Below are 21,978 nucleotides of genomic sequence, written 5' to 3'. Positions count from 1 at the left end.
CTCCTAGTACGAGAGGACCGGAGTGGACGAACCTCTGGTGTTCGGGTTGTCATGCCAATGGCATTGCCCGGTAGCTAAGTTCGGAATCGATAAGCGCTGAAAGCATCTAAGCGCGAAGCGAGCCCTGAGATGAGTCTTCCCTGGCACTTTAAGTGTCCTAAAGGGTTGTTCGAGACTAGAACGTTGATAGGCAGGGTGTGTAAGTGCTGTGAGGCATTGAGCTAACCTGTACTAATTGCCCGTGAGGCTTAACCATACAACACCCAAGGGGTTTTGTGGACTCGAAGAAAGAACAGATTGAATGTGTATACGAACTTTTAAACTTTTGTTTTCATCTTTTTAGAAAAGATGAAGGTAAAAAGCAGTTTTCCGAATTTTAAAATTTGCTTGGCGACCATAGCATTGTGGACCCACCTGATTCCATGCCGAACTCAGAAGTGAAACATAATAGCGCCGATGGTAGTGTGGGGCTTCCCCATGTGAGAGTAGGACATCGCCAGGCTTTAATTTAAATCTATAGATTGTAGAATCTGTAGATATGGACGCTCACTTAGTGAGTTGACCACTGCGGAGTGGTAGTTCAGTTGGTTAGAATACCGGCCTGTCACGCCGGGGGTCGCGGGTTCGAGTCCCGTCCACTCCGCCACTATTAAAGAAAGCCTTAACAGCAATGTTAAGGCTTTTTTGCATTCATAGGAAAATAACTAGTAATGCCATGGTAGTTCAGTTGGTTAGCTATGCCTTGAAAGAGGGGCCTAGTAATAGAATGCTAGTGAAATATTAGGGTTTTATTGATTCCATCCTGTTAGTACCTTTAAGGTAATGGAAGATAAAAAGGTCTATCTACTCCATCGCTCTTAACTCAATTATCTTAGCTAATAGCTACATTAGTGACTCTTTCCTATCCCATTTAATGCTCGATAACGTCATAGTATATGTGCTGTTGTTCGTAAGCGCATACAATGTAGAAGTATTCGCTCAAACATAGCATGCTAAATGCATTAGGTATAAAAAAGGCTACCTATTGGCAGCCTAATTGATGTGATGTTTGAATTCTATTTAATGCTAGTTGGTTGTGCGTTTTATTCTTGAATGAATAAAGAGTGCAAACAAGATGATACTGCCACCGATAACTAGGCGGGTCATATCGACATCACGGTTCCAAATCGTGACATTCACAATGAGTCCTGCTGGTATCAAAGCGTTATTCATAATTGCTAAGTAACCAGGATCAACCTGGCTTGCGCCTCTGTTCCATAAGAAGTAGCCCAATCCTGATGCGCCAATGCCTAGCCAAACGAGTACGCCAATTTGGATAGGATCGCTCGGTAATTCAGCTTTGCCCCAGATGAGCCAAGCAATGCTTACTACAACAAGAGCACCAACATAGAACCAACCAAAAACATCGCGCTGTGACATTTCTTGGCGGCTTTCTTTAAAGTATTTGTAGGCAACCTGTCCAAAGGCAAAACAAAGGTTAGAGCATTGGACAATTAAGAAACCAATTAAGTAGTCTTCAGTTAAGTTGTCGTATCGGATCACCAATGCGCCTACGACTGCCACTAGTGCACTGATTAAGTATAAAGGATTGAACTGTCTTTTTAATGCGTCATAGATGAGAGTGACGTACAGGGGAGTAAATACGGTAAAGACCAGTACTTCAGGGACAGTTAATAGTAAGAATGACTGATAGTAAAATATGTACATCAGGCCCAGTTGTACACCACCTATTCCCATTAGTTTAAGGGCTTCGGAGCTTTTTACCGCTTTAATACGGATGAAAGGTAAAAATACAATTGCTGCTAAAGCAATGCGTATCCAGACTGAAACATAAGCGTCGACTTGTCCTGCTAAATAGACGCCAATTAAACTGAATGATAACGACCATATGATCGTTGTACCTATTAGATATCCCAAAACTACCTCGTGTAACGATAATGCAAGTTTTCTTGTTTACGTGGACCGCTAATCGACCAAGTGAACTCTATGGAGTTATTGGACCATATTGCGATACCGCTATATAGATCATCACCACATACATGTGCTGAATCACTAATCCATTGTTTTGACTCGGCATCGTAGCTAAGAATAAATAACTCTATAGCATTTTCTCGACCGAATCGGCTGTGTAATAATTTGATTTTATTATCGCTTAAGCGCTGCCAAATAAATTCATTATTGGTTTCTACCGTGTATCCATTCTGGGCAAGTGTGAATTGACCTTGCTCTTTAAAGTAGAGAGTTTGCTGATGGTCTTTTTCTATTAGGACCTGACCAGAACCTTCTCCTGCCCAGCCCATAATTGATTTTTCGCCAGGTTTGGATTGGTATTGGTATTGGTTGATAAGTTGTAGCTGTTGCCAAAGGTCAAACATGGTTTATCTCAACCTTTTGAAGGGGGGAGGAATAATAAAAAATCCGATATTCAGATTTGAATATCGGATTTTTTGAGTCTTTATGTCATACCTTGAATGATGACGAACTTTTCAAGTAGTTCGTCTTCACTTTCAACATGCAACGGATCGGTGATAATGCACTTCGTTATAGGGCAAACCGATTGGCAGGTTGGCTTGTCATAGTGCCCCTTACATTCAGTACAGAGATCCGGATCAATTTCATAGATCGAGTCACCCATACTAATAGCACCATTAGGGCACTCAGGTTCACACATATCACAGTTGATACAGGTACTTTGGATCAATAACGCCATCGATTACTTTCCTGACGGGTTTCGAGTATTTTGACCAGAGCTAAGGTTACGCATAAGCAAACCAAACTCTAGGTTCATGTCTTCTGGTACAGGGATAAACACAAAGTGACCATTACCTTTAGCATCTTCGATACTTTCAGATTTACGGTTTTCCATGACTTCAAGGTTAAATACAACATTACCCAGTGGAGTCATTAGTTCTAGGCTATCGCCGACTAGGAACTTATTCTTTACTTCTACTTCAGCTAATTCGCCGCGACGTTTACCGGTAAATTCACCAACAAATTGTTGATTGTCTGATACTGAATAACCGTATTCGTAGTTCTGATAAGCATCATGAGTATGACGACGTAGGAAACCTTCTGTGTAACCACGGTGTGCAAGGCTCTCTAGAGTACCTAATAGGTTCTCATCAAATGGTTTGCCTGCTACTGCATCATCAATTGCTTTACGGTAAACCTGAGCGGTACGCGCACAGTAATAGAAAGATTTAGTACGGCCTTCAATTTTTAATGAGTGAATGCCCATTTTTGTTAGGCGTTCTACGTGTTGAACAGCGCGTAAATCTTTAGAGTTCATGATGTAAGTACCATGCTCATCTTCAAACGCAGCCATTTTCTCTTCTGGACGATGAGATTCAGACAGTAGAATGACTTCATCGGTTGGTTTACCCAGTCCTAGCGTATTATCAGGGCGCTGTTGGCTTTCTGGAGTAACTGCTTCTTGAATTTCTACGATTTGGCCAGCATCATCTTCGGTTGCTTTTTCTGCTGTGTATTCCCAACGACATGCGTTAGTACAAGTGCCTTGGTTAGGATCGCGCTTATTCATGTAGCCAGAAAGTAAGCAACGGCCAGAGTAAGCCATACACAATGCACCGTGAACAAAGATCTCTAGTTCAGTTTCAGGGCAGTTTGTACGAATTTCTTCGATCTCTTCAAGAGAAAGCTCGCGAGATAAAATAACACGCTCAACGCCTTGAGTTGACCAGAACTTCACGGTCGCCCAGTTTACAGCATTAGCTTGTACTGAAAGGTGAATTGGCATATCAGGGAAAGCTTCGCGAACCATCATAATAAGACCAGGATCAGACATGATTAATGCGTCTGGGCCCATCTCTACCACAGGTTTAAGGTCACGAATAAATGTTTTTAATTTAGAGTTATGTGGTTGGATATTACAAACCACATACAGTTTCTTACCTTGGGCGTGCGCTTCGTCGATACCGATTTGAAGATTTTCGTGATTGAATTCGTTATTACGAACACGAAGGCTGTATCGTGGTTGGCCTGCATAAACAGCATCTGCGCCGTATGCAAATGCATAACGCATGTTTTTAAGGCTACCGGCTGGAGAAAGTAATTCTGGTGTGAACATATCTGTATACTCTATTTCTGATTTCAAGTCAGGACCTCGCCACCGTGTCGCGAGATATAAGGAGGGCGAATTTTACGGGATTGTCGCAAAAATCGCCACTAAAAATATACAGATGTCACACATTGTAAAAGCAAATTAGATTAATTTTGCTCTAAACCACCTAGCTCAGTATGCAAATGACCAACTAAAGCGAGTAATTCGCTGCTCATTAGTGAAAAGTCAGCATCAAAACGTGCCGCTTTATCTTCGCGAGGAATATCTTCGTTCTGATCTTTTACTTCTTCGCCAAACTTGATGCGCTTTAAGCTTGCGTCATCTGCCACAACAAACTCAACGCGATCTTGCCAGTTAAGAGCAAGTTTGGTGACGAATTTATTGGCTTCAATATGATTAAGGATTTCTTCGCTTTGTAAGTCTTGTTGCTTACAACGAATGATGCCGCCATCTTCTAGCGCTGATTTTAATTCGGCTTCAGCAAGGATTTCAAAACCATTTGGTTGAGAATCACCTTTTACCCATTCAGTTAGTGTTGCTTCAACTGGTTTTTCAGGCAGAGCAGGGACGACAGGTAAGCTACCAATGGTTTTGCGTAGCAGTGCTAAAGCATCTTCTGCTTTTTTCGAGCTAGCCGCATCAACAATAATCACGCCGTCTTCTAAAGAGACCAATAAATAGGTTAGTTGGCTACGAGTAAAAGCGCGAGGAAGAAGATCCATCAGAACTTCATCTTTAATGGTATCGCGCTCTGTTTTCTTAAGACGACGACTTTCTTTTTCTTCCAGTAAATCGACTTTATTTGAAACAGCATCATTAACCACAGAAGCCGGAATGAGTTTCTCTTCTTTTTTAGCACACAACAAAATGCGATTTTGCGCGACATGACTTAGCAATTGATCTTGACCGGGCATTGCGTAAGACCAACCAAATTTTTGTTTATCTTGGCTGCCACAAGGTTTGAATTGAAATTCTTGTAGTTGCTTCTCTAATGTTTCGGTTTGAATATCTACTTCACGGTTGAAGCGATAGACTAGACAGTTTTTAAACCACATGTTGTGTCTCTGTATTGCGACGGGAAAGCCTAATCATAAAGGATGGATTGTATTAGTGCCTAATACAATATTTGTGTTGCATCATGAATTTATTATGATTTTTTATTTTCAATCGACACAAAAGTGTCATAATTTAGCAGGATAATGTGCGCAGTTTACGAATAGTCGAGGTTATGAGAAAAGATGTCTAGAAGAATCCTAGTAGTAGAGGATGAGGCTCCGATTCGCGAGATGCTTTGTTTTGTTTTAGAACAGAAAGGTTATGAAACCGTAGAAGCTGAAGACTATGACACTGCGATAAGCATGCTTAAAGAACCTTTTCCAGATCTTATTCTGTTAGATTGGATGTTACCTGGTGGCACAGGGATCAACTTCATCAAACATCTAAAGCGCGAAGAAATGACCCGTAATATCCCAGTGGTAATGCTTACCGCTAGAGGTGAAGAAGAAGATAAAGTTAAGGGGCTTGAAGTAGGCGCTGATGACTACATTACCAAACCATTTTCTCCAAAAGAGTTAGTTGCACGTCTCAAAGCCGTAATTCGCCGCGCTTCTCCGACTTCAACAGAAGAAGCGATTGACGTTAGAGGCTTGCGCCTAGATCCTGTTTCTCACCGTGTTACAGCGCATGATCAAGCACTGGAAATGGGTCCAACTGAGTTTAAAATGTTACACTTCTTCATGACTCACCAAGAGCGTGTTTATAGCCGTGAGCAACTGCTAAATCATGTTTGGGGCACTAATGTTTATGTAGAAGATCGTACTGTTGATGTACATATCCGTCGCTTGCGTAAAGCGTTAGAAGCGACTGAGCATCATAAATTAGTTCAGACTGTACGTGGTGCAGGCTATCGATTCTCAACTAAAGCCTAACCAGCCGGCTTAGTCGAATTCTGGAGTACGCCATTAGATGGTAGAAAAACTAACATGGAAAAAGCTGGCTTTAGAGCTGGCTTTTTTTTATACCCCTTGGGTTTTACTTGGATGGTTTGTAGGTTACATGCCATGGATGCTGTTGATTGCGACTATGTTGCAGTTAGGATGGCACCTGCATAATCAGATCCGCTTCTCGCAATGGCTGTGGAATGATAAGCGTCTTTCCCCACCATCAAGCTCGGGTAATTGGGAGCCGTTATTTAACGGTATGTATCGATTACAGCAGCGTCAGCGTCGTAAAAGAAAAGAGCTTACCGGATTAATTCGTCGATTTAGAAATGGTGCAGAATCCCTTCCTGATGCGGTAGTGGTGTTTCGTGATGAAGGCAATATTGTATGGTGTAACCGATTAGCACAGCAGTTGCTAGGGTTTCGCTGGCCTGAAGACTCCGAGTTACCGATCACCAATTTATTGCGCACTCCTGATTTTATTAAGTATTTGAATAAAAATAATTTCTCAGAGCCTTTAGAGATACGTTCGCCACTTAATGTTGAGCGAATTCTTGAGTTACGTATTGTGCCATATACCGATGGCGAGCATCTTATGGTGGTGCGTGATGTATCACAGCTTAAAACTTTAGAAGGCATGCGCCGTAACTTTTTTGCCAATGTCTCGCATGAATTACGCACGCCAATGACGGTGTTGCAAGGCTATTTAGAAATGACAGCCGATCCCGATATGCTCATAGGTCCTATGTGGCCAAAAGCGCATGGGGTAATGACTGAGCAGCTTAACCGAATGAACAGTTTGGTCAATCAACTGCTAACACTATCAAAAATTGAAGCTGCTCCAATGGCGCCGGGTGATGATATTGTTGATGTGCCTAATATGCTGCAGCTTTTAGAAAAAGAAGCTCAAGCTTTAAGTGGCAGCAATGAGCACAAGCTAAACTTTACTGTTGATTCATCATTAAAAGTGCTAGGTGATAATGACCAACTGCGCAGTGCTATTTCTAATTTGGTGTATAACGCAGTTAAATACACGCCAGCAGGTTCGCAAATAAATGTCGACTGGCGCGAAACTGCGCAAGGCGCACTTTTAGAAGTGATTGATACTGGTGAGGGCATTGAACCTCAGCATCTACATCGCTTGACTGAACGTTTCTATCGAGTTGATAAAGATCGTTCAAGAGAGACCGGTGGCAGTGGTTTAGGGCTTGCTATCGTTAAACATACTCTAAGTCACCACGACTCACAGTTGGAAATACAAAGTGAAGTGGGTAAGGGCAGTCGATTTGCGTTTGTGTTACCAAAACGTCTGGTTACAAGGGAGCCATTAGTCCAGTGAGAAAGTTGCAATTAGCGGTTCTTCTTATGCTGTTTGCTTCATTTTTTAGCCGCTCATCATCACTACCAAACTATCAAGTTGTACAGGGGATTTCTGGAAACTTATCCTCGGTTGGCTCGGATTCTTTGGCGGGTATTGTCAGTGCGTGGGCTGAAGAATTTTCTACGCTCTATCCTAGTGTCAATGTTCAAGTTCAGGCATCTGGCAGCTCGACAGCAGTGCCGGCTTTAACCGAAGGTACTGCTCAGTTTGGTTCTATGAGTCGAAAAATGCAGCCTGGCGAAATTATCGCATTTGAACGTGAATATGGCTATGCGCCGACTGAACTCGTGGTTGCTCTGGATGCTTTGGGAGTGTTTGTTCATCAAGATAACCCGATCAAAGGGCTGAACTTTGTTGAGTTAGATGCCATTTTTTCGGTAACTTACTTCTGTGGTATGCCTAGGCATATCGATACATGGAGCGATCTGGGTATTTTACAACCTTGGGGCCGATTGAAAATTCAGAAGTTTGGGCGAAACCCCGTTTCGGGCACTTATGGTGTGTTTAAGAATAAAGTACTTTGCGGTGGAGATTTTGATAGCTCAGTCAACGAGTTGCTAGGAGCTACCTCTGTCGTGCAGGGCGTTGCTTCATCAGCTTCATCTATTGGTTATTCTGGTGTAGCTTCTAAAGCTATCGGTACACGCTTAGTACCTATTGCGCAGTATGATGATCATTATATTTTCCCAACACCTAAAAATATCATCAGTGGTAAGTATCCTCTTAGTCGGAAACTTTATCTGTATGTGAATAAACAACCAAATCGAGCTTTACCTCGTAAGCAGCGTGAGTTTATTCGTTACATATACTCTAAGCAGGGACAAAATACCGTTGCGCGTGAAGGTTATATTCCTATTTCAAGTGACTTTGCAAAAAAGGAACTGGCTAAAGTTGACTTGAAATTATAAACAGAGGATAACCACTAGCACGAATACAGCGCTAACTCCGCCTCTAAAGGTGAATGATAGTGACTAGTGAGTTCAAAGCGTAGAATTACAGCCAGAGTGAAATGTGTCACTTGTTAGGTTCCAATATGTATTTGATGTCGATACACATTTACGTAATTGAGATATCAAAGACTTAAGTTACAGTCTCCAGATCAGAGAAAATCAGAATAAATGAATAAGGCCACATCACTATTAAAAGAGACTAATCGTTCTCGCTTGGTCAAAGATAAGCTGATTGCTGTACTTGTGAGAGCGAGTGGCTTAGGTATGTTGGTCGGATTATTTGGCATCCTTATTTATTTCTTTATCGAAACTCTGCCAATCTTTAGCTCCTCGACTTATCAGCAAACTGAGTATCATTTGCCTATTGATGGCGGATCGTTCATTAACACTAAGATTGATAATACCGGCAATAATGGTATTGCTATCAATAATAAAGGTGAGGTGATTTACTTTGCGCTGGATGATGATTTTGCGGTCATTAACAAAGCACTCATGCAAAAAGATCCGGTAGCGATTGCCACTAATACACCTCACCCTTGGGTGGCAATGATCAATGCTAAGGGCAAGATAAAGGTGGTGATGCCTGAGTTTATCGTATCTCACTCCAAGACGAGAAAAGTCTATACACCAAACCTTAGAGTCAATAATTCACTAGCAGATTTAAGCTTTACTCAGGCGGATTTTAAGACCGAGCATCTTGGTTTTACATTGTTGCAAGATGGCGCTGTGATAATACGTGCTAGCAAGAGTAAGGTTGAAGTGTTAGATGCTACGCCATCTTCAGGGAAAGCCTATTCGCAACAAATCACTACATTACCCACAACATTTAAAGATATCTCAGGTGTATTTGTCACTGAGAACGGTTTATATGTCGTGGTGCTTGATAGTGAATCAGCGACTATTTTTTCTCGCCGTTCAGTTGCTGATGATTTTTCATTATTCTTTAAAAATAATGAAAATATTGAGAGTAATTCAAAGCAAATCTTTAGTTTTCTTAATGGGGATAAAAGCGCCATTGTCTCTAACTCAAAAAGTGAGATAGAGTTTTGGTTTATCTCTTTTCAAAATGAACGCCGTTTACGCACAGCGCGTAAATATAGTACTCACTCCAATGTGGTTAATCTGATCCCTGAGCATACAAAGAAAGGTTTTTGGGCAATAGAAGAAGATGGGACGCACAGCCTATTTTATGCCACTCGTGCAGATTCAATTCTTAAGATCACCGATCAAAAAGTCCCGTTATTAACGAGTTTGTCGCAAAACGATCGTTACCTAATGAATATCTATGATAACAAGATCGTTAGATTTGATATTGATTCGCCACATCCAGAAATATCATTAAAAGAGTTAACTCAGAAAGTACAATATGAAGGCTATTCTGAGCCAGATTATGTTTGGCAAACATCCGCGACAGCGCAGGATGTCGAACCCAAGTTTAGCTTAGTGCCTTTGGTGTTTGGGACATTAAAAGCGGCTATTTATGCGATGCTTTTTTCTATTCCAATTGCGGTGTTAGGCGCCGTTTATACCGCAAGTTTTATGTCGACAAAGATGCGTAACACCATTAAGCCGACCATTGAATTGATGGAAGCTCTGCCAACATTGGTTATTGGCTTTGTAGCTGCGATTTGGCTTGCGCCAATTATGGAACAAAACCTACTCGCCTTTATGCTCAGTATTATAGTGATTCCATTTACGGCTTTGCTTTGTGGCGGTATATGGGCGCTATTTCCGACAAGCGTTAAATCACAAGTACCTAAAGGGTTGCACTTAGTGACCTTATTGCCGGTGATTACCATTGTATGGTGGTCTATTTTTCAGTTTGCGCCTTATCTTGATAAAATGATTTTTGATCATGGTTTGATCTACTTTTTAGCTGACAAAGGCTGGGATTATCAACAGCGCAATAGCTTGGTGGTTGGTATTGCGATGGGCTTTGCCGTTATTCCAACTATTTTTACTATTGCTGAAGATGCGATTTATTCTGTACCCAAACATTTGTCTAATGGCGCATTAGCGCTTGGTGCTACAGAATGGCAAACCTTAACTCGGGTTGTACTGCTTACTGCAAGTCCTGGGATTATCTCAGCAATAATGCTGGGTTTAGGTCGAGCAATGGGGGAGACGATGATTGTACTTACTGCAACGGGTAATACTCCAATCACAGACTGGAATGTGTTTGAAGGTCTACGTTCATTAACCGCAACCATTGCCACTGAATTACCAGAGTCTAAAGTGGGAAGTTCTCATTATCGTTTACTGTTTTTATCTGCATTAATATTGTTTTTATTCACTTTTATTGTGAACAGTGTCGGTGAAAGTGTTCGTCAGCGTCTTCGTGATAAATATCGATCTTTATAGGCAGGAATAACTGAGTGATTAATTGGTTTAGATCGGGAAAACCTTGGATATGGCTAACCTCAATGGCTGTAACCATCAGTATTTTGTCCGTATTGACGGTATTACTTTTCATTGGTTGGAAAGGAATGGCTCACTTTTGGCCGCATACGCTCTATGAGTGGAAAAATGCTAACCATCAGTCTTTGATTGGGCAAGTTTATCAACGTGAAGAAGTACCTCTAGAGCAGTTATCAACGACTCAACGTCAGTCTATTCCCACGCAATTACGACAAACACTGTCCACACAAACTTTGCCTGAACTGGAACGATTGGTCATCAAAATAGGCAATCGAGATATTTTTGGTGGTGGGTTTATTTCTGAGTTTTCGCATCGCTGGGGAGATCCAATTGCTGCCGCTGATCTTATTGTGATTGAAAGAAAGCGCGGAGGTCAGTTTTTTGGTCGTGTAATAAGCTATGAAAGCAATGGTAAATCAACCGCTATTAATTCCTCAAAACAACTTGATAAGTTACTAGAGCAGACACGCGCTGATCGTGACAGAATTGATTTCATTCGTGAACATCAACTGGACTTAGTTGCGGAAAGCCTAGTAAAAAACGACAAGGTTTTACATCGACTGCAGCAAGATAACTCTCAGGATTATAAGCGAATAGATCAGCTTTCAATGATTAAAAAGCAGCTTAATATTCGTCTTTATCGCGCTAAGAAACAGATAGAAGATACACAAGAGAAGATAGCGCAGAGAGTGCTGGTGGTGAAAGACATGAATAATGATCTTCATCGAGTCAGTTTCTCAACCATCTTAGATGCTTGGTACCCGAATAAAATGACCGTTCTCGATAAGGTTGGTCATTGGTTTAAGCAGGGTGCGCATTTTCTTATTGATGAACCTAGAGAGTCTAATTCTGAAGGTGGTGTCTTTCCTGCTATTTTTGGCACCATTTTATTAGTGCTACTCATGTCTGTTGCTGTTATGCCACTGGGTGTTCTAGCTGGATTATATCTACATGAGTATGCTCATAATAATTGGTTAACTCGATTAATTAGGATTACGGTGCAAAATCTGGCTGGGGTTCCTTCGATTATTTATGGTGTATTCGGGCTTGGTTTCTTTGTTTATACCTTAGGTGGAAGCATTGATGAGCTGTTTTATTCGGGCAACCTTCCTGCGCCCACTTTCGGCACCCCTGGGCTATTATGGGCGTCGTTAACATTGGCGATGCTGACATTGCCAGTGGTGGTGGTGACTATCGAAGATGGTTTGTCTCGTATTCCTAAATCGGTTCGAGACGGCGCCTTTGCTCTGGGAGCGACAAAGTCGGAAACTATTTTCAAAGTGGTTCTGCCCATGGCGATGCCAGCGGTGCTTACGGCATTAATCTTAGCGGTTGCGCGAGCAGCTGGTGAAGTTGCACCTCTGATGTTAGTTGGTGTGGTTAAGCTTGCGCCAAGCCTGCCTATCGATGGTCAATTTCCGTATATACACTTAGAACGTAAATTTATGCACTTAGGCTTTCATATTTATGATGCTGGATTCCAAACTACAAACTTAGAAGGTGCAAAATCATTAGTCTACGCAACCTCAATGTTGCTGGTTACTGTGATCATTGGCTTAAATTTAATCGCCATTCGCATCAGAAACTCTTTACGCAATAGTTACCGAAACTTAGGATTTGACGATCATGTATTCTAGTTCTGCAACGATAAATATCCTAAAGCCGCTTGATGTGGCAAATCTGTCGAAGAAGCAAACGGCGATAGAGATTAAAAATTTAAATCTTTATTATCGCAAAAAGCAGGTATTGCATGATATTTCAATGCGAATCCCAAAAGGGAAAGTGACGGCATTTATTGGGCCATCAGGGTGCGGAAAATCAACCATTATGCGTTCGATTAATCGTATGAATGACCTTATTGAAGGGTGCAAAATTGAGGGAAGTATTAGCTTATTAGGTCATGATATTTATGATGAAGAAGTTGATGTTTCAGCATTAAGACGAAGAATAGGAATGGTATTTCAAAAGCCGAATCCTTTTCCTAAGACGGTCTATGAGAACGTGGTGTTTGGGCTGCGTTTACAAGGAATTAAAAACCGTCGCGTACTGGATGATTGTTGTGAACATGCTTTGCGAGGTGCTGGGCTCTGGGATGAAGTTAAAAATCGTCTGCATGAAAGCGCGGTCAATTTAGCGGCGGGCCAGCAACAACGACTGGTTATCGCCAGAGCCATAGCAATAGAACCAGAAGTATTATTACTTGATGAACCGACATCGTCTTTAGATCCGATATCGACATTAACGATTGAAGAGCTGATTAACGATTTAAAAACCAAATATACTGTCGTTATCGTCACACATAACATGCAACAAGCCGCCAGAGTGAGTGATTACACCGCATTTGTCCATATGGGGCGTATTGTTGAGTACGCAGATACTGATACAGTATTTACATCGCCAAAAGAGAAGAAAACTGAAGACTATATTACCGGTCGGATAGGGTAGGAGTAATAAATTAGATGCACACTGGTCGCCATATTTCTGGGCAATATAACGTAGAGCTAGAAGCTATTCGAAGTCATGTTTTGACTATGGGAGGGCTTGTCGAACAACAGTTGGCATACGCACTACGCTCTCTGGTTAAGCAAGACTATGAACTGGCAAAAAAAGTAGTTGCTGAAGATCATAATGTAAATGAAATGGAAGTGACCATTGATGAAGCTTGCACCAGAATCATTGCAAGACGTCAACCTACAGCCGGTGATTTAAGACTGGTAATGACCATTATTAAAACCATTGCTGAGCTTGAGCGTATTGGTGATGTTGCTTCTCGTCTTGCGCGAACTTCTTTGAGTAATAAAAGCTCAGATCCTCGTTATCAAAACTCTTTAGAGCCTCTTTGCCGTTTAGCGATTGATATGTTGCATCAAGTATTAGACGCCTTTGCTCGATTAGATACCGATGCTGCGGTGCGAGTTTACGAAATGGATGATAATGTTGATGATGAGTACCAGAATATCATTCGTCAATTAACAAAAAGCATGATGGATGATCCGTCGTTAATTCCGGCTATTTTAAAAGTCATGTGGTCAGCGAGAGCAATCGAACGAGTCGGTGATCGCTGCCAAAATATTTGTGAACATATTATTTATTGTGTGAAAGGCAAAGATATTCGCCATTCAGATGATGATGAAATTTACAAATATAAAGAAAGTGACTAGAGATTAGGCTTCATTTTCCAGTTCTAACAACAAATGTTGCACGCTTTGTATTGCTTCAAAGCCTGTCACAGGAATATGAAAGTCGCTGGTACTGGCTGATCCCATTTGAGCCTCATTACGAATGTATGTCATATTACTTGAGCGGCTAGTTTTTCCTGATAAATGAACTTCCTTGATATGAGCACGTTTAATGATCTCTTGAACATTGTGCTCATTAACACCCGCTCCAGCCATGATCTGAATGCGTCCCTTTGCCTGCTGCTGCATCTGAGCTAACTTGTCTACGCCTAATAGCGCATTGCTTTGCTGGCCTGATGTTAAAACCCGTTCGCAACCTAAATCGATAATCTCTTCAAGTGCTTGTTCAATATCACTACATTGATCGATAGCCCGGTGAAACGTAACTCCCATCCCTTGAGCTGCATCAATCAACTTTTTACTTGCTTGATAGTCAATATGACCTTCTTTTGTCAGTAAACCCATCACAATACCATCAAGTTGGGCTGTGTTAGCGGCCTTAATATCAGCAAGCATGATTTCAATATCTTGATCTGAATAGAGGAAGTCCCCTTGGCGAGGTCTAATCATGGCGTAGATTGGAACGCAAGACTGTAACTTTGCTTGAGTCATCAGGCCAAAACTTGGGGTGAGACCACCAAGGGCAAGTGATGAGCATAGTTCTATACGAGTTGCTCCGCCGCGAATTGCCGTGTGCAAAGATTCGATGTTATCAATACAGACTTCAAGCTGGTAGGACATAACTAGGGCTCTTATAAGGTTTTGTTGAGTATATCAGTCCTTTTCTTATGGGTAATAAAAAGCCGACCAATACAAGGTATTGGTCGGCTTAACTTAAATCTTAGTAAATTACTTACTTAGGTCTTCAGCGTGCTCAGATAGGAAAGCTGCAACACCTGTTGGAGATGCGTCCATACCTGCTTTGCCTTCTTCCCATTGTGCTGGGCAAACTTCACCATTTTTCTGGTGGAAGTTAAGAGCGTCAACCATGCGTAGCATTTCATCAATGTTACGACCTAGTGGAAGATCGTTCACTACTTGGTGACGAACTAGACCGTCTTCGTCAATTAGGAAAGAACCACGGAAAGCAACACCAGCTTCTGGATGCTCAACATCGTAAGCTTTACAGATTTCGTGCTTAACATCAGCAACTAATGGGTACTTAACTGGACCAATGCCACCATCTTCGATAGCAGTGTTACGCCATGCGTTATGGGAGAATTGAGAATCGATAGAAATACCAATAACTTCTGCGCCTTTGTCTTGAAAATCTTGCAGACGGTTATCAAATGCAATCAACTCAGAAGGACATACAAAAGTGAAATCTAGTGGGTAAAAGAAAACAACTGCTTTTTTACCTTTTGTGAATTCTGCAAAGTTGAAGTTATCAACGATTTCACCATTGCCTAGTACAGCTGCTGCTGTAAAATCTGGTGCTTGACGGCCTACTAATACCATTTGGATCTCCTAAAATAAGTAGTAATGCCTAATCTTTAGACATTGTTTATTGTTCTACGACCTAGACTATAATACATAATAGGCAGTGAGAAAAAGTGAATTAAATAGATTAAATCAATCGAAAAAAACGATGTTTACATCTTGTTAACCAGTGCACAAAATAGCAAATAAAACCTGACAAAACTTGAGTTATTAATGAATAAATGGCTAAGCCTTAAACAACTGTACTATTTGATCACATTGTATGAAACTCGCCACTTTGGTGAGGCAGCTAGGCAATGCTGTGTGAGCCAATCCACTTTGAGCAAAGGAATTCAAAACTTAGAAGATCAATTTGAATGTTCTTTGTATGAGAAAAATGGCAAAAGAAGCCGACTTGTTTTTACCCATTTAGGCGAAGTAGTAGTGAAACAAGGTCGTGAGTTGCTGACTAAGAGTCAAGATCTTCTAGAGCTAGGGCAGCTTACTTGTGGCAAAGAGATGCAAGGGCAGTTAAGGCTAGGCGCAATTCCGACTATCGCTCCTTTTCTTCTCAGTGGTCTAGTGCATGAGGTAAATAAGAGCTTTCCGGATCTCACTTTGTTACTAAGAGAAGATACTACGGTAAACTTATTAGCGGCATTAGAGGATGGTCAACTGGATGTCCTGATATTGGCTTTGCCTGTCGATATTGGAAATCTAGAATTTAAAATTTTAGGCAGAGATCAGTTTAAAATGGTGATCAGTGAATCGCAACTGGACAACATCAAACTTCCCTTACATTATTCAGATCTTCCAGATGAGTTTATCTTTTTACTTGAGAAAGAGCATTGCTTAACTGAGCATGCCGTTTCAGCTTGTAATTTAACCGAAAAAAACAAGATTAACTCTTTTAGTGCCACAAGCTTACACACCTTAGTTCAAATGGTTGCCAATGGTTTAGGCAGTACCTTTATCCCGCAAATGGCCATTGATCATGGCTTGCTTGAAAACCAAGCGTTAAAAGTGATTGATCCTCCAGGTCGTCAGGCATATCGAGATATTGGTTTAGTATGGCGAGGGAGTAGTCCGCGCACCGATACTTTTATCCACTTAGCTGAAGTGATACAAAAATTACTGCAAAAGTAAGCTAATGAGTGCGAGGTGTTAAATCTGCAAATTAGGATAATGGGCTTAATTTTCAGTAATGATCAAAAAAAAGGGTCATTTTATTGATCCTATATAGTTGCTGGTCTTTACTCAAAGTGTGATGAGGGGGAGATTATGCAAAAACATCAGTTTAACCAATGGATACATGCCGATATTGAGCGGCATGCCGAAATACCTAAAGTGTTTGTCATCGGCTGCGCAGATTTATCGACCTATCAACTGGCTGTGGAATTTAAACATAAACTTGAGCCCATTCGAGAAGACGATAAACCAATGTCATTTTCATCGCTAGAAGTGGTAAAACAAGAATTGCTCAAACTGGGTTTGGATTGTGCCTATCTACGTCTACATAATGCTTATGATGAATGTGGCTCAGGAGATACTAAGTCATATTGCGACATAGAATTATCTTTGAAAAGCCATTAGCTGTATTTGTAAATATTAGCCATTAGCTGCATTTATAAACATTAGCATTAGCTGTATTTGTAAACATTAGCCATTAGCTGTATTTGTACACATTAGCATTAGCTGAATTCGCACACAGGTACGATTTAAGATCCTTGCACCAAGTTAATGGCTATCGAGTAAAATCGAATGAGTAAAATGACTTCGAAGGTAGAAGCCTCGGGGCAGGGTTTTGATGTGCTTGCCGCTTGCGCCGTAAGCATCAGTTAGCGCTCGGCTATTGGCTGCTTTTGGACGAAGTTGCATGACCTCCCCATGTCTTGCGCTAATTTCGTGAATGCGACCGGTTGTAATCATTTCCATTAGTTCTTCCCAGTCATCTTGTAATAACTGCTCTTGCTGCTGGCTCGGCGTCCAAAGTTTAGGAAAGCCAACATGGCGCTCAGCTAAGGGAAGCTCTCTCTCGCCTTCAACGGGAACCCATAATACTTTACTTAATTTTTGTCGTACGTGACTTTGCTGCCATGTGATGCCATGTATACCCGTAAGCGGGGCAACACACACAAAGGTACTTTCTAGCGGCTTACCTTTATGGCTGAGAGGAATGGTCTTTAATTCTATTCCAAGATCGGCAAAATCCTGTTCTGGACGGCTTCCAGCCTCGGCGCCTAAATGCATTTCGATAAGTTGACCAACCCATCCTTTATTTCGCCGAAGATCTTTGGGTACTTGGATCCCGACTTCTTCTGCTAATTCTGCAAAAGAATAGCCAGCTAACGCTTGGGCTCGCTTGAATAATTCAAGTTCAGTTTTTGGTGGAGGAGCGAACACAGAAGATCTCCAGCAGATAAAGATCTTAAAAATCAAAGATCAGGAAGCTAAGTCAGAGGGTAATTATAGGGGAATTAGGAGCTAAAATGAAGGTTATCCACAGGCTATGTAATAATATCTGTAATAAATTATTGTTATGTATAAATAAACAGGGGTTTAGGCGCGGTTTTTCGCTTGTTTTAGCCAGTCAATTATGCCTGATAGGGGGCTTAGTATGGATAAAAGAGATAGTGGTCAATCTTTGCTCGATCTTGCGGGATCAATTATTAATCAATTTTAATGAACAGTAAATAATGGTTATTTTTGTTTTTACTGTTTGATTTTAAAGAACTTATTTCTAAATTTGTTTTTTAGTGATTTTTTGGTAAAGACCAGAAAGTAATCCACAGATTGATTGTTTCAGTTTTTCTCACAAAGTTACTCACAGATATAGTGAATAAATACAGTTCACACTTTTATGTCTGTTGATAATTAATGGTTTGTTTGGATTTCATTCAATATCGCTACTCTAGATTCATAATTTATTCAGTTTTACGACAGTTGCATTTGCTCAACTGGGGGATCTGTGGAAAAATCGAGGTATATAAAATTTATCAGTAGAGGTTAGCCAGTGATCGATGGCGATGGTTACCGCTTAAATGTGGGAATCGTAATATGTAACAACCACGGTCAAGTGTTTTGGGCTAAACGATACGGACAACATTCATGGCAATTTCCACAAGGTGGAATCGATGATGGTGAAACGCCAGAACAGGCGATGTACCGAGAGTTGTATGAAGAGGTCGGGTTAACCAAGCAAGATGTAAAAATTGTCACTACGAGTCGACATTGGTTGCGTTATCGTCTTCCAAAAAGATTAGTACGTTGGGATTCCAAACCTGTCTGTATTGGGCAAAAACAAAAATGGTTTTTATTGCAGTTGGTATGTGATGAGTCACAAGTCAATATGCAAAGAGGACCTACTCCAGAATTTGATGGATGGCGTTGGGTAAGTTTTTGGTACCCAGTGAGACAAGTTGTGTCTTTTAAAAGAGATGTCTACCGCAGAGCAATGAAGGAGTTTGCTTCCTTTGCTATGCCGTTCAAAGATCGAAAGCTAAACCGAAAACGCAAAAATCGTAGAGGTTAGAGAGGCTCAATAATGCTAAATCAACTAAGGGATATAGTTGAGCACGTATCTCGGGTCGAAAATATACATCAAGCACTTGAAGTGTTTGTACGTAGTACCTGTGATGCAATTAATAGCGAATGTTGCACTATCTATCTTTCTAATCATCAAAAGCAGCGCCTTGAGTTAATGGCAACCAAGGGGCTGACTTTTTCTGGTGAGTGCCTACATATTGGATTCAAAGAAGGCTTAGTTGGGCTCGTTCATCGAACCGCTGAACCTCTCAATGTAGCGCAAGCTTCTCTTCATCCTAATTATAAATACTTCCCCCAGCTTGGTGAGGATGTTTATCAAGCATTCTTAGCGACTCCCATCGTACATCGTAAACGTATGCTTGGTGTAGTGGTTATCCAACAGAAAACGCCCCGTTTATTTAGTGACACGGAAGAATCCTTTCTCGTGACTCTCGCCGCTCAGTTAGCCGTTTTGATTGCCAGTGAGCAGCAGCAAGGTAATTGGTTACTTCAAGAAAAAAGACACTCTGTTGTGAGTGGGCTTTCTGCCTGTAACGGAATTGCTATAGGTCCAATATGGCGAGGAAATGATGAGCCATTACTGAGTGATGTTTCTCCAGCTTCTGCCACCGATATTGAGAGAGATAAAGAGTGGTTGTTAGTTGCCATTGAAGGAGCTCTAAAAGAATTTCGACGTTTAAGAAAGCAGCTAGATAGCGATCTTAATAAAGATGCTCTGGCTATTTTCGATTTATTTACTCACTTGTTAAATGATCCCAAATTACGTGGTGATTTGATTAAACAAGTCGAAAAGGGCGACACTGCTGATTGGGCCTTACGCCAAGTGATTGAACGATATTCGACTCACTTTGCACGAATGAGTGATATCTATTTACAACAGCGCTCTCAAGATGTGAGAGAGTTGGGGCAAAGACTACTGTATTTCCTTTATCACTCTCAAGTGCAAGAAGTTAAGCTAGAGCATCCTGTGATCTTCGTGGTTAACGAATTGACCACCACTTTATTAGCTTCAGTGCCAAGAGAAATGTTGCTAGGTGTTGTTTCATCACAAGGTGGTGTTAACTCCCACGCTGCAATTTTGTCTCGCGCTTTAGGTGTCCCTTCAGTTATCGGGCCTAATCTAAAAGGTGTTGAAGAGGATGGAAAGCACATCATCGTCGATGGCTATAACGGTGAAGTGTTACTTAGCCCTACTCATCAAGAAATGGCTGAGTATCAACAGCTTCTAGCTGAAGAGCAAGAAGTGCGCTCTATGGTTGAGTCTGAGCTGTGTATGCCTGCGGTGACGCTAGATAAGACACCGGTGACGATTCTGCTTAACACCGGGCTTGGTGTTGATATGAGCTATTTCTTAAATGATGTAATTGATGGTATTGGTTTATATCGTACTGAAATATCATTCATCATTAAGCAAGCATTCCCATCTGAAGATGAACAAGTCGACACTTATCGTAAATTACTGGCCTATTCACAGGGAAAGCCGGTTGTGATGCGAACTTTAGATATTGGTGGCGATAAATCACTGCCATATTTTCCAATGGAAGAAGAAAATCCGTTTTTAGGTTGGCGCGGAATTCGTTTTACTCTTGATCACCCCGATATATTTTTAGTGCAAGTTAGAGCCATGATGATCGCGAGTGTCGGTCAAAAAAGCGAGTTGAATATTTTACTGCCTATGGTGTCAGGAGCACCGGAGTTAGATTCCGCATTCTCTTTGATTAATCAAGCTTATCATGAGGTCGTATTGACCTATCCGAGTGTTAAAAAGCCTAAAATAGGAATCATGCTTGAGGTTCCTTCTATGATCTACTTGCTACCGGCCATTGCCAAGCGAATTGATTTTGTCTCAGTTGGTACCAATGATCTCACTCAATACTTACTGGCTGTTGATCGTAATAATAGTCAGGTATCTGAATTGTATGAAGTTGTACATCCTGCGGTTTTACTCGCACTAAAACAAATACAAGTTGCGTGTGAGGAAGCTAATTTACCCGTTTCTGTCTGTGGGGAGCTGGCCGGCGATCCGATAGGCGTACTCGTGCTACTTGGGCTTGGATTTACAAAGTTGAGTATGAGCTCAGCCAATGTCGCGAGTATTAAGTATGTTATTCGCCAGTCAAACCTTGACGATCTAAAAGTATTGGCAAATGCAGCAATGACTCAATCTTACGCATCAGAAGTTCATCAACTGGCCTTCGATTATCTTGAAAATAGAGGGTTGGCAGGTTTTGTTCGTCCAGGAAAACATTAATGATAACGTTTGAGTTGATTGCTGTCTTAGTTGTAATTGGTGCATTTGTTGGGGTATTAGCGGGTTTATTAGGTATCGGTGGGGGACTCATTATTGTTCCTGCGCTACTTTTCTTACTGCCTAAATTTGGCATTCAGGCCGATATCGCGATGCAGATGGCTCTTGCCACCTCCCTTGCTTGCATTATCATTACCTCTGCTTCCTCATCGCTCAATCATTATCGAGTTAACAATGTCGATATGCTGGTGGCGAAGTTTCTGATCCCTGGTGTGATTGTTGGTGGATTTGCGGGTAGTTTTATTGCGGAATTAGTGCCAAGTCACTATTTGCCCCCTATCTTTGGCTGTATTGTTTTGGCTTTATCCATGCGAATGCTTCTGTCAATTAGGAGCAGCATCGCGAAACCTCAGCTAACGATCACAAATACCTTTATCTCTGGCGCTACGATCGGTACTATCTCAAGCCTTGCTGGTATTGGTGGCGGCTCTCTTATGGTGCCATTTCTTAACCGGCATGGCGTTGAAATGCGCAAGGCCGTAGGCACTTCGTCATTTTGCAGTATGTTGCTGGCAGCATCAGGGATGTTAGGCTTTATTTTGCATGGCTCAGGCTCGGATGTATTACCAAACTATAGTATTGGGTATGTTTATCTACCCGCACTATTGGCCATTACATCAAGCTCGACAATGACCAGTAAAATAGGCGTACGACTCAGTAATGTATTACCAACTCCGACGCTAAAAAAAATATTTGCCGTATTGCTGTTTATAATTGCGATACGAATGCTTTTCTTTTAATGATTACGTTAAGAAG

Annotated in this window: 20 protein-coding genes, 1 tRNA gene and 2 rRNA genes; 15 read left to right on the top strand and 8 right to left on the bottom strand. The window is 41.3% G+C overall.

Translation table 11 applies throughout. The annotated features are described in order from the left end of the window. The 3 genes from A9260_RS16510 to A9260_RS16500 form a co-directional block, all read left to right on the top strand. Window positions 1–256: ribosomal RNA gene (locus A9260_RS16510) — 23S ribosomal RNA — on the top strand; the annotation flags it as partial. Between the two features lie 130 nt (window positions 257–386). After that, window positions 387–502 (top strand): 5S ribosomal RNA (gene rrf, locus A9260_RS16505). 67 nt (window positions 503–569) lie between these two features. Further along, window positions 570–646, top strand: a tRNA-Asp gene (locus tag A9260_RS16500). Between the two features lie 419 nt (window positions 647–1,065). On the opposite strand, the gene A9260_RS16495 is transcribed toward A9260_RS16500, so the two are convergent. From A9260_RS16495 to rdgC, 5 genes are all read right to left on the bottom strand, one after another. Continuing rightward, window positions 1,066–1,917, bottom strand: coding sequence for a DMT family transporter (locus A9260_RS16495; protein WP_068700958.1), 852 nt, complete (start codon window positions 1,915–1,917; stop codon window positions 1,066–1,068). A gap of 2 nt (window positions 1,918–1,919) precedes the next feature. Further along, the gene (locus tag A9260_RS16490) at window positions 1,920–2,375 is read right to left on the bottom strand and encodes a DUF6314 family protein (RefSeq protein WP_068700956.1); all 456 of its coding nucleotides are present in this window, start codon (window positions 2,373–2,375) and stop codon (window positions 1,920–1,922) included. A gap of 80 nt (window positions 2,376–2,455) precedes the next feature. Beyond that, window positions 2,456–2,710: a YfhL family 4Fe-4S dicluster ferredoxin gene (locus A9260_RS16485; RefSeq protein WP_068700953.1), complete on the bottom strand. Its 255-nt coding sequence runs from the start codon at window positions 2,708–2,710 to the stop codon at window positions 2,456–2,458. 3 nt (window positions 2,711–2,713) lie between these two features. Continuing rightward, window positions 2,714–4,087, bottom strand: coding sequence for a prephenate-dependent tRNA uridine(34) hydroxylase TrhP (gene trhP, locus A9260_RS16480; protein WP_068700951.1), 1,374 nt, complete (start codon window positions 4,085–4,087; stop codon window positions 2,714–2,716). Window positions 4,088–4,227: 140 nt separating this feature from the next. Beyond that, window positions 4,228–5,136, bottom strand: coding sequence for a recombination-associated protein RdgC (gene rdgC / locus A9260_RS16475; RefSeq protein ID WP_068700949.1), 909 nt, complete (start codon window positions 5,134–5,136; stop codon window positions 4,228–4,230). Window positions 5,137–5,319: 183 nt separating this feature from the next. On the opposite strand from rdgC, the gene phoB reads away from it, so the two are divergent. The 7 genes from phoB to phoU all read left to right on the top strand — a co-directional run bounded on the left by phoB (window position 5,320) and on the right by phoU (window position 13,931). Next, on the top strand, window positions 5,320–6,009 hold the full coding sequence (gene phoB, locus A9260_RS16470; RefSeq protein WP_068700947.1) for a phosphate regulon transcriptional regulator PhoB: 690 nt from the start codon (window positions 5,320–5,322) through the stop codon (window positions 6,007–6,009). 37 nt (window positions 6,010–6,046) lie between these two features. Then, on the top strand, window positions 6,047–7,360 hold the full coding sequence (phoR, locus tag A9260_RS16465; protein ID WP_068700945.1) for a phosphate regulon sensor histidine kinase PhoR: 1,314 nt from the start codon (window positions 6,047–6,049) through the stop codon (window positions 7,358–7,360). Window positions 7,361–7,386: 26 nt separating this feature from the next. Continuing rightward, complete coding sequence (locus A9260_RS16460) at window positions 7,387–8,310, top strand: PstS family phosphate ABC transporter substrate-binding protein (protein WP_373604487.1); 924 nt, start codon at window positions 7,387–7,389, stop codon at window positions 8,308–8,310. Between the two features lie 210 nt (window positions 8,311–8,520). Continuing rightward, window positions 8,521–10,713 (top strand): ABC transporter permease subunit, encoded by a 2,193-nt coding sequence (locus tag A9260_RS16455; protein ID WP_068700941.1) that lies wholly within the window; start codon window positions 8,521–8,523, stop codon window positions 10,711–10,713. Between the two features lie 62 nt (window positions 10,714–10,775). Beyond that, on the top strand, window positions 10,776–12,407 hold the full coding sequence (gene pstA, locus A9260_RS16450) for a phosphate ABC transporter permease PstA (RefSeq protein ID WP_068700939.1): 1,632 nt from the start codon (window positions 10,776–10,778) through the stop codon (window positions 12,405–12,407). Next, window positions 12,397–13,215, top strand: a complete 819-nt coding sequence (gene pstB / locus A9260_RS16445) for a phosphate ABC transporter ATP-binding protein PstB (RefSeq protein WP_068700936.1) — start codon at window positions 12,397–12,399, stop codon at window positions 13,213–13,215. The genes pstA and pstB overlap by 11 nt, the downstream gene beginning before the upstream one ends. 14 nt (window positions 13,216–13,229) lie before the next feature. After that, complete coding sequence (phoU, locus tag A9260_RS16440; RefSeq protein ID WP_068700934.1) at window positions 13,230–13,931, top strand: phosphate signaling complex protein PhoU; 702 nt, start codon at window positions 13,230–13,232, stop codon at window positions 13,929–13,931. A 3-nt stretch (window positions 13,932–13,934) separates the two neighbouring features. Here the strand turns inward: phoU and A9260_RS16435 are convergent, their stop codons facing one another. Both A9260_RS16435 and A9260_RS16430 read right to left on the bottom strand, forming a co-directional pair. Then, window positions 13,935–14,690 carry a copper homeostasis protein CutC gene (locus A9260_RS16435; RefSeq protein ID WP_068700932.1) on the bottom strand — a complete coding sequence of 252 codons (756 nt, stop codon included), beginning with the start codon at window positions 14,688–14,690 and terminating at the stop codon, window positions 13,935–13,937. A gap of 108 nt (window positions 14,691–14,798) precedes the next feature. Beyond that, window positions 14,799–15,407, bottom strand: a complete 609-nt coding sequence (locus tag A9260_RS16430) for a peroxiredoxin C (RefSeq protein WP_068700930.1) — start codon at window positions 15,405–15,407, stop codon at window positions 14,799–14,801. Between the two features lie 195 nt (window positions 15,408–15,602). Between A9260_RS16430 and A9260_RS16425 the strand changes: the two genes are divergently transcribed. Further along, window positions 15,603–16,514, top strand: coding sequence for a hydrogen peroxide-inducible genes activator (locus tag A9260_RS16425; RefSeq protein ID WP_068700928.1), 912 nt, complete (start codon window positions 15,603–15,605; stop codon window positions 16,512–16,514). A gap of 135 nt (window positions 16,515–16,649) precedes the next feature. After that, on the top strand, window positions 16,650–16,961 hold the full coding sequence (locus A9260_RS16420) for a DUF6482 family protein (RefSeq protein WP_068700926.1): 312 nt from the start codon (window positions 16,650–16,652) through the stop codon (window positions 16,959–16,961). A 144-nt stretch (window positions 16,962–17,105) separates the two neighbouring features. Here the strand turns inward: A9260_RS16420 and mutH are convergent, their stop codons facing one another. After that, the gene (mutH, locus tag A9260_RS16415) at window positions 17,106–17,771 is read right to left on the bottom strand and encodes a DNA mismatch repair endonuclease MutH (RefSeq protein ID WP_068700924.1); all 666 of its coding nucleotides are present in this window, start codon (window positions 17,769–17,771) and stop codon (window positions 17,106–17,108) included. 610 nt (window positions 17,772–18,381) lie between these two features. Between mutH and rppH the strand changes: the two genes are divergently transcribed. Genes rppH through A9260_RS16400 form a run of 3 tightly spaced genes read left to right on the top strand, consistent with a single transcriptional unit; the run spans window position 18,382 to window position 21,962 of the window. Continuing rightward, the gene (gene rppH, locus A9260_RS16410) at window positions 18,382–18,900 is read left to right on the top strand and encodes an RNA pyrophosphohydrolase (protein ID WP_068700923.1); all 519 of its coding nucleotides are present in this window, start codon (window positions 18,382–18,384) and stop codon (window positions 18,898–18,900) included. A gap of 12 nt (window positions 18,901–18,912) precedes the next feature. Then, complete coding sequence (gene ptsP / locus A9260_RS16405) at window positions 18,913–21,165, top strand: phosphoenolpyruvate--protein phosphotransferase (protein ID WP_068700921.1); 2,253 nt, start codon at window positions 18,913–18,915, stop codon at window positions 21,163–21,165. A gap of 2 nt (window positions 21,166–21,167) precedes the next feature. After that, a complete protein-coding gene (locus tag A9260_RS16400; RefSeq protein WP_068700971.1) occupies window positions 21,168–21,962 on the top strand; it encodes a sulfite exporter TauE/SafE family protein in 795 nt (264 codons plus the stop codon). Window positions 21,963–21,978: the final 16 nt, after the last annotated feature.

Origin of the sequence: Vibrio sp. UCD-FRSSP16_30, assembly GCF_001676025.1 — a bacterium.
Taxonomy (GTDB): domain Bacteria; phylum Pseudomonadota; class Gammaproteobacteria; order Enterobacterales; family Vibrionaceae; genus Vibrio.
The sequence above is the reverse complement of the archived record's forward strand: the minus strand, read 5'-3'. Positions and strand labels throughout refer to the sequence as shown.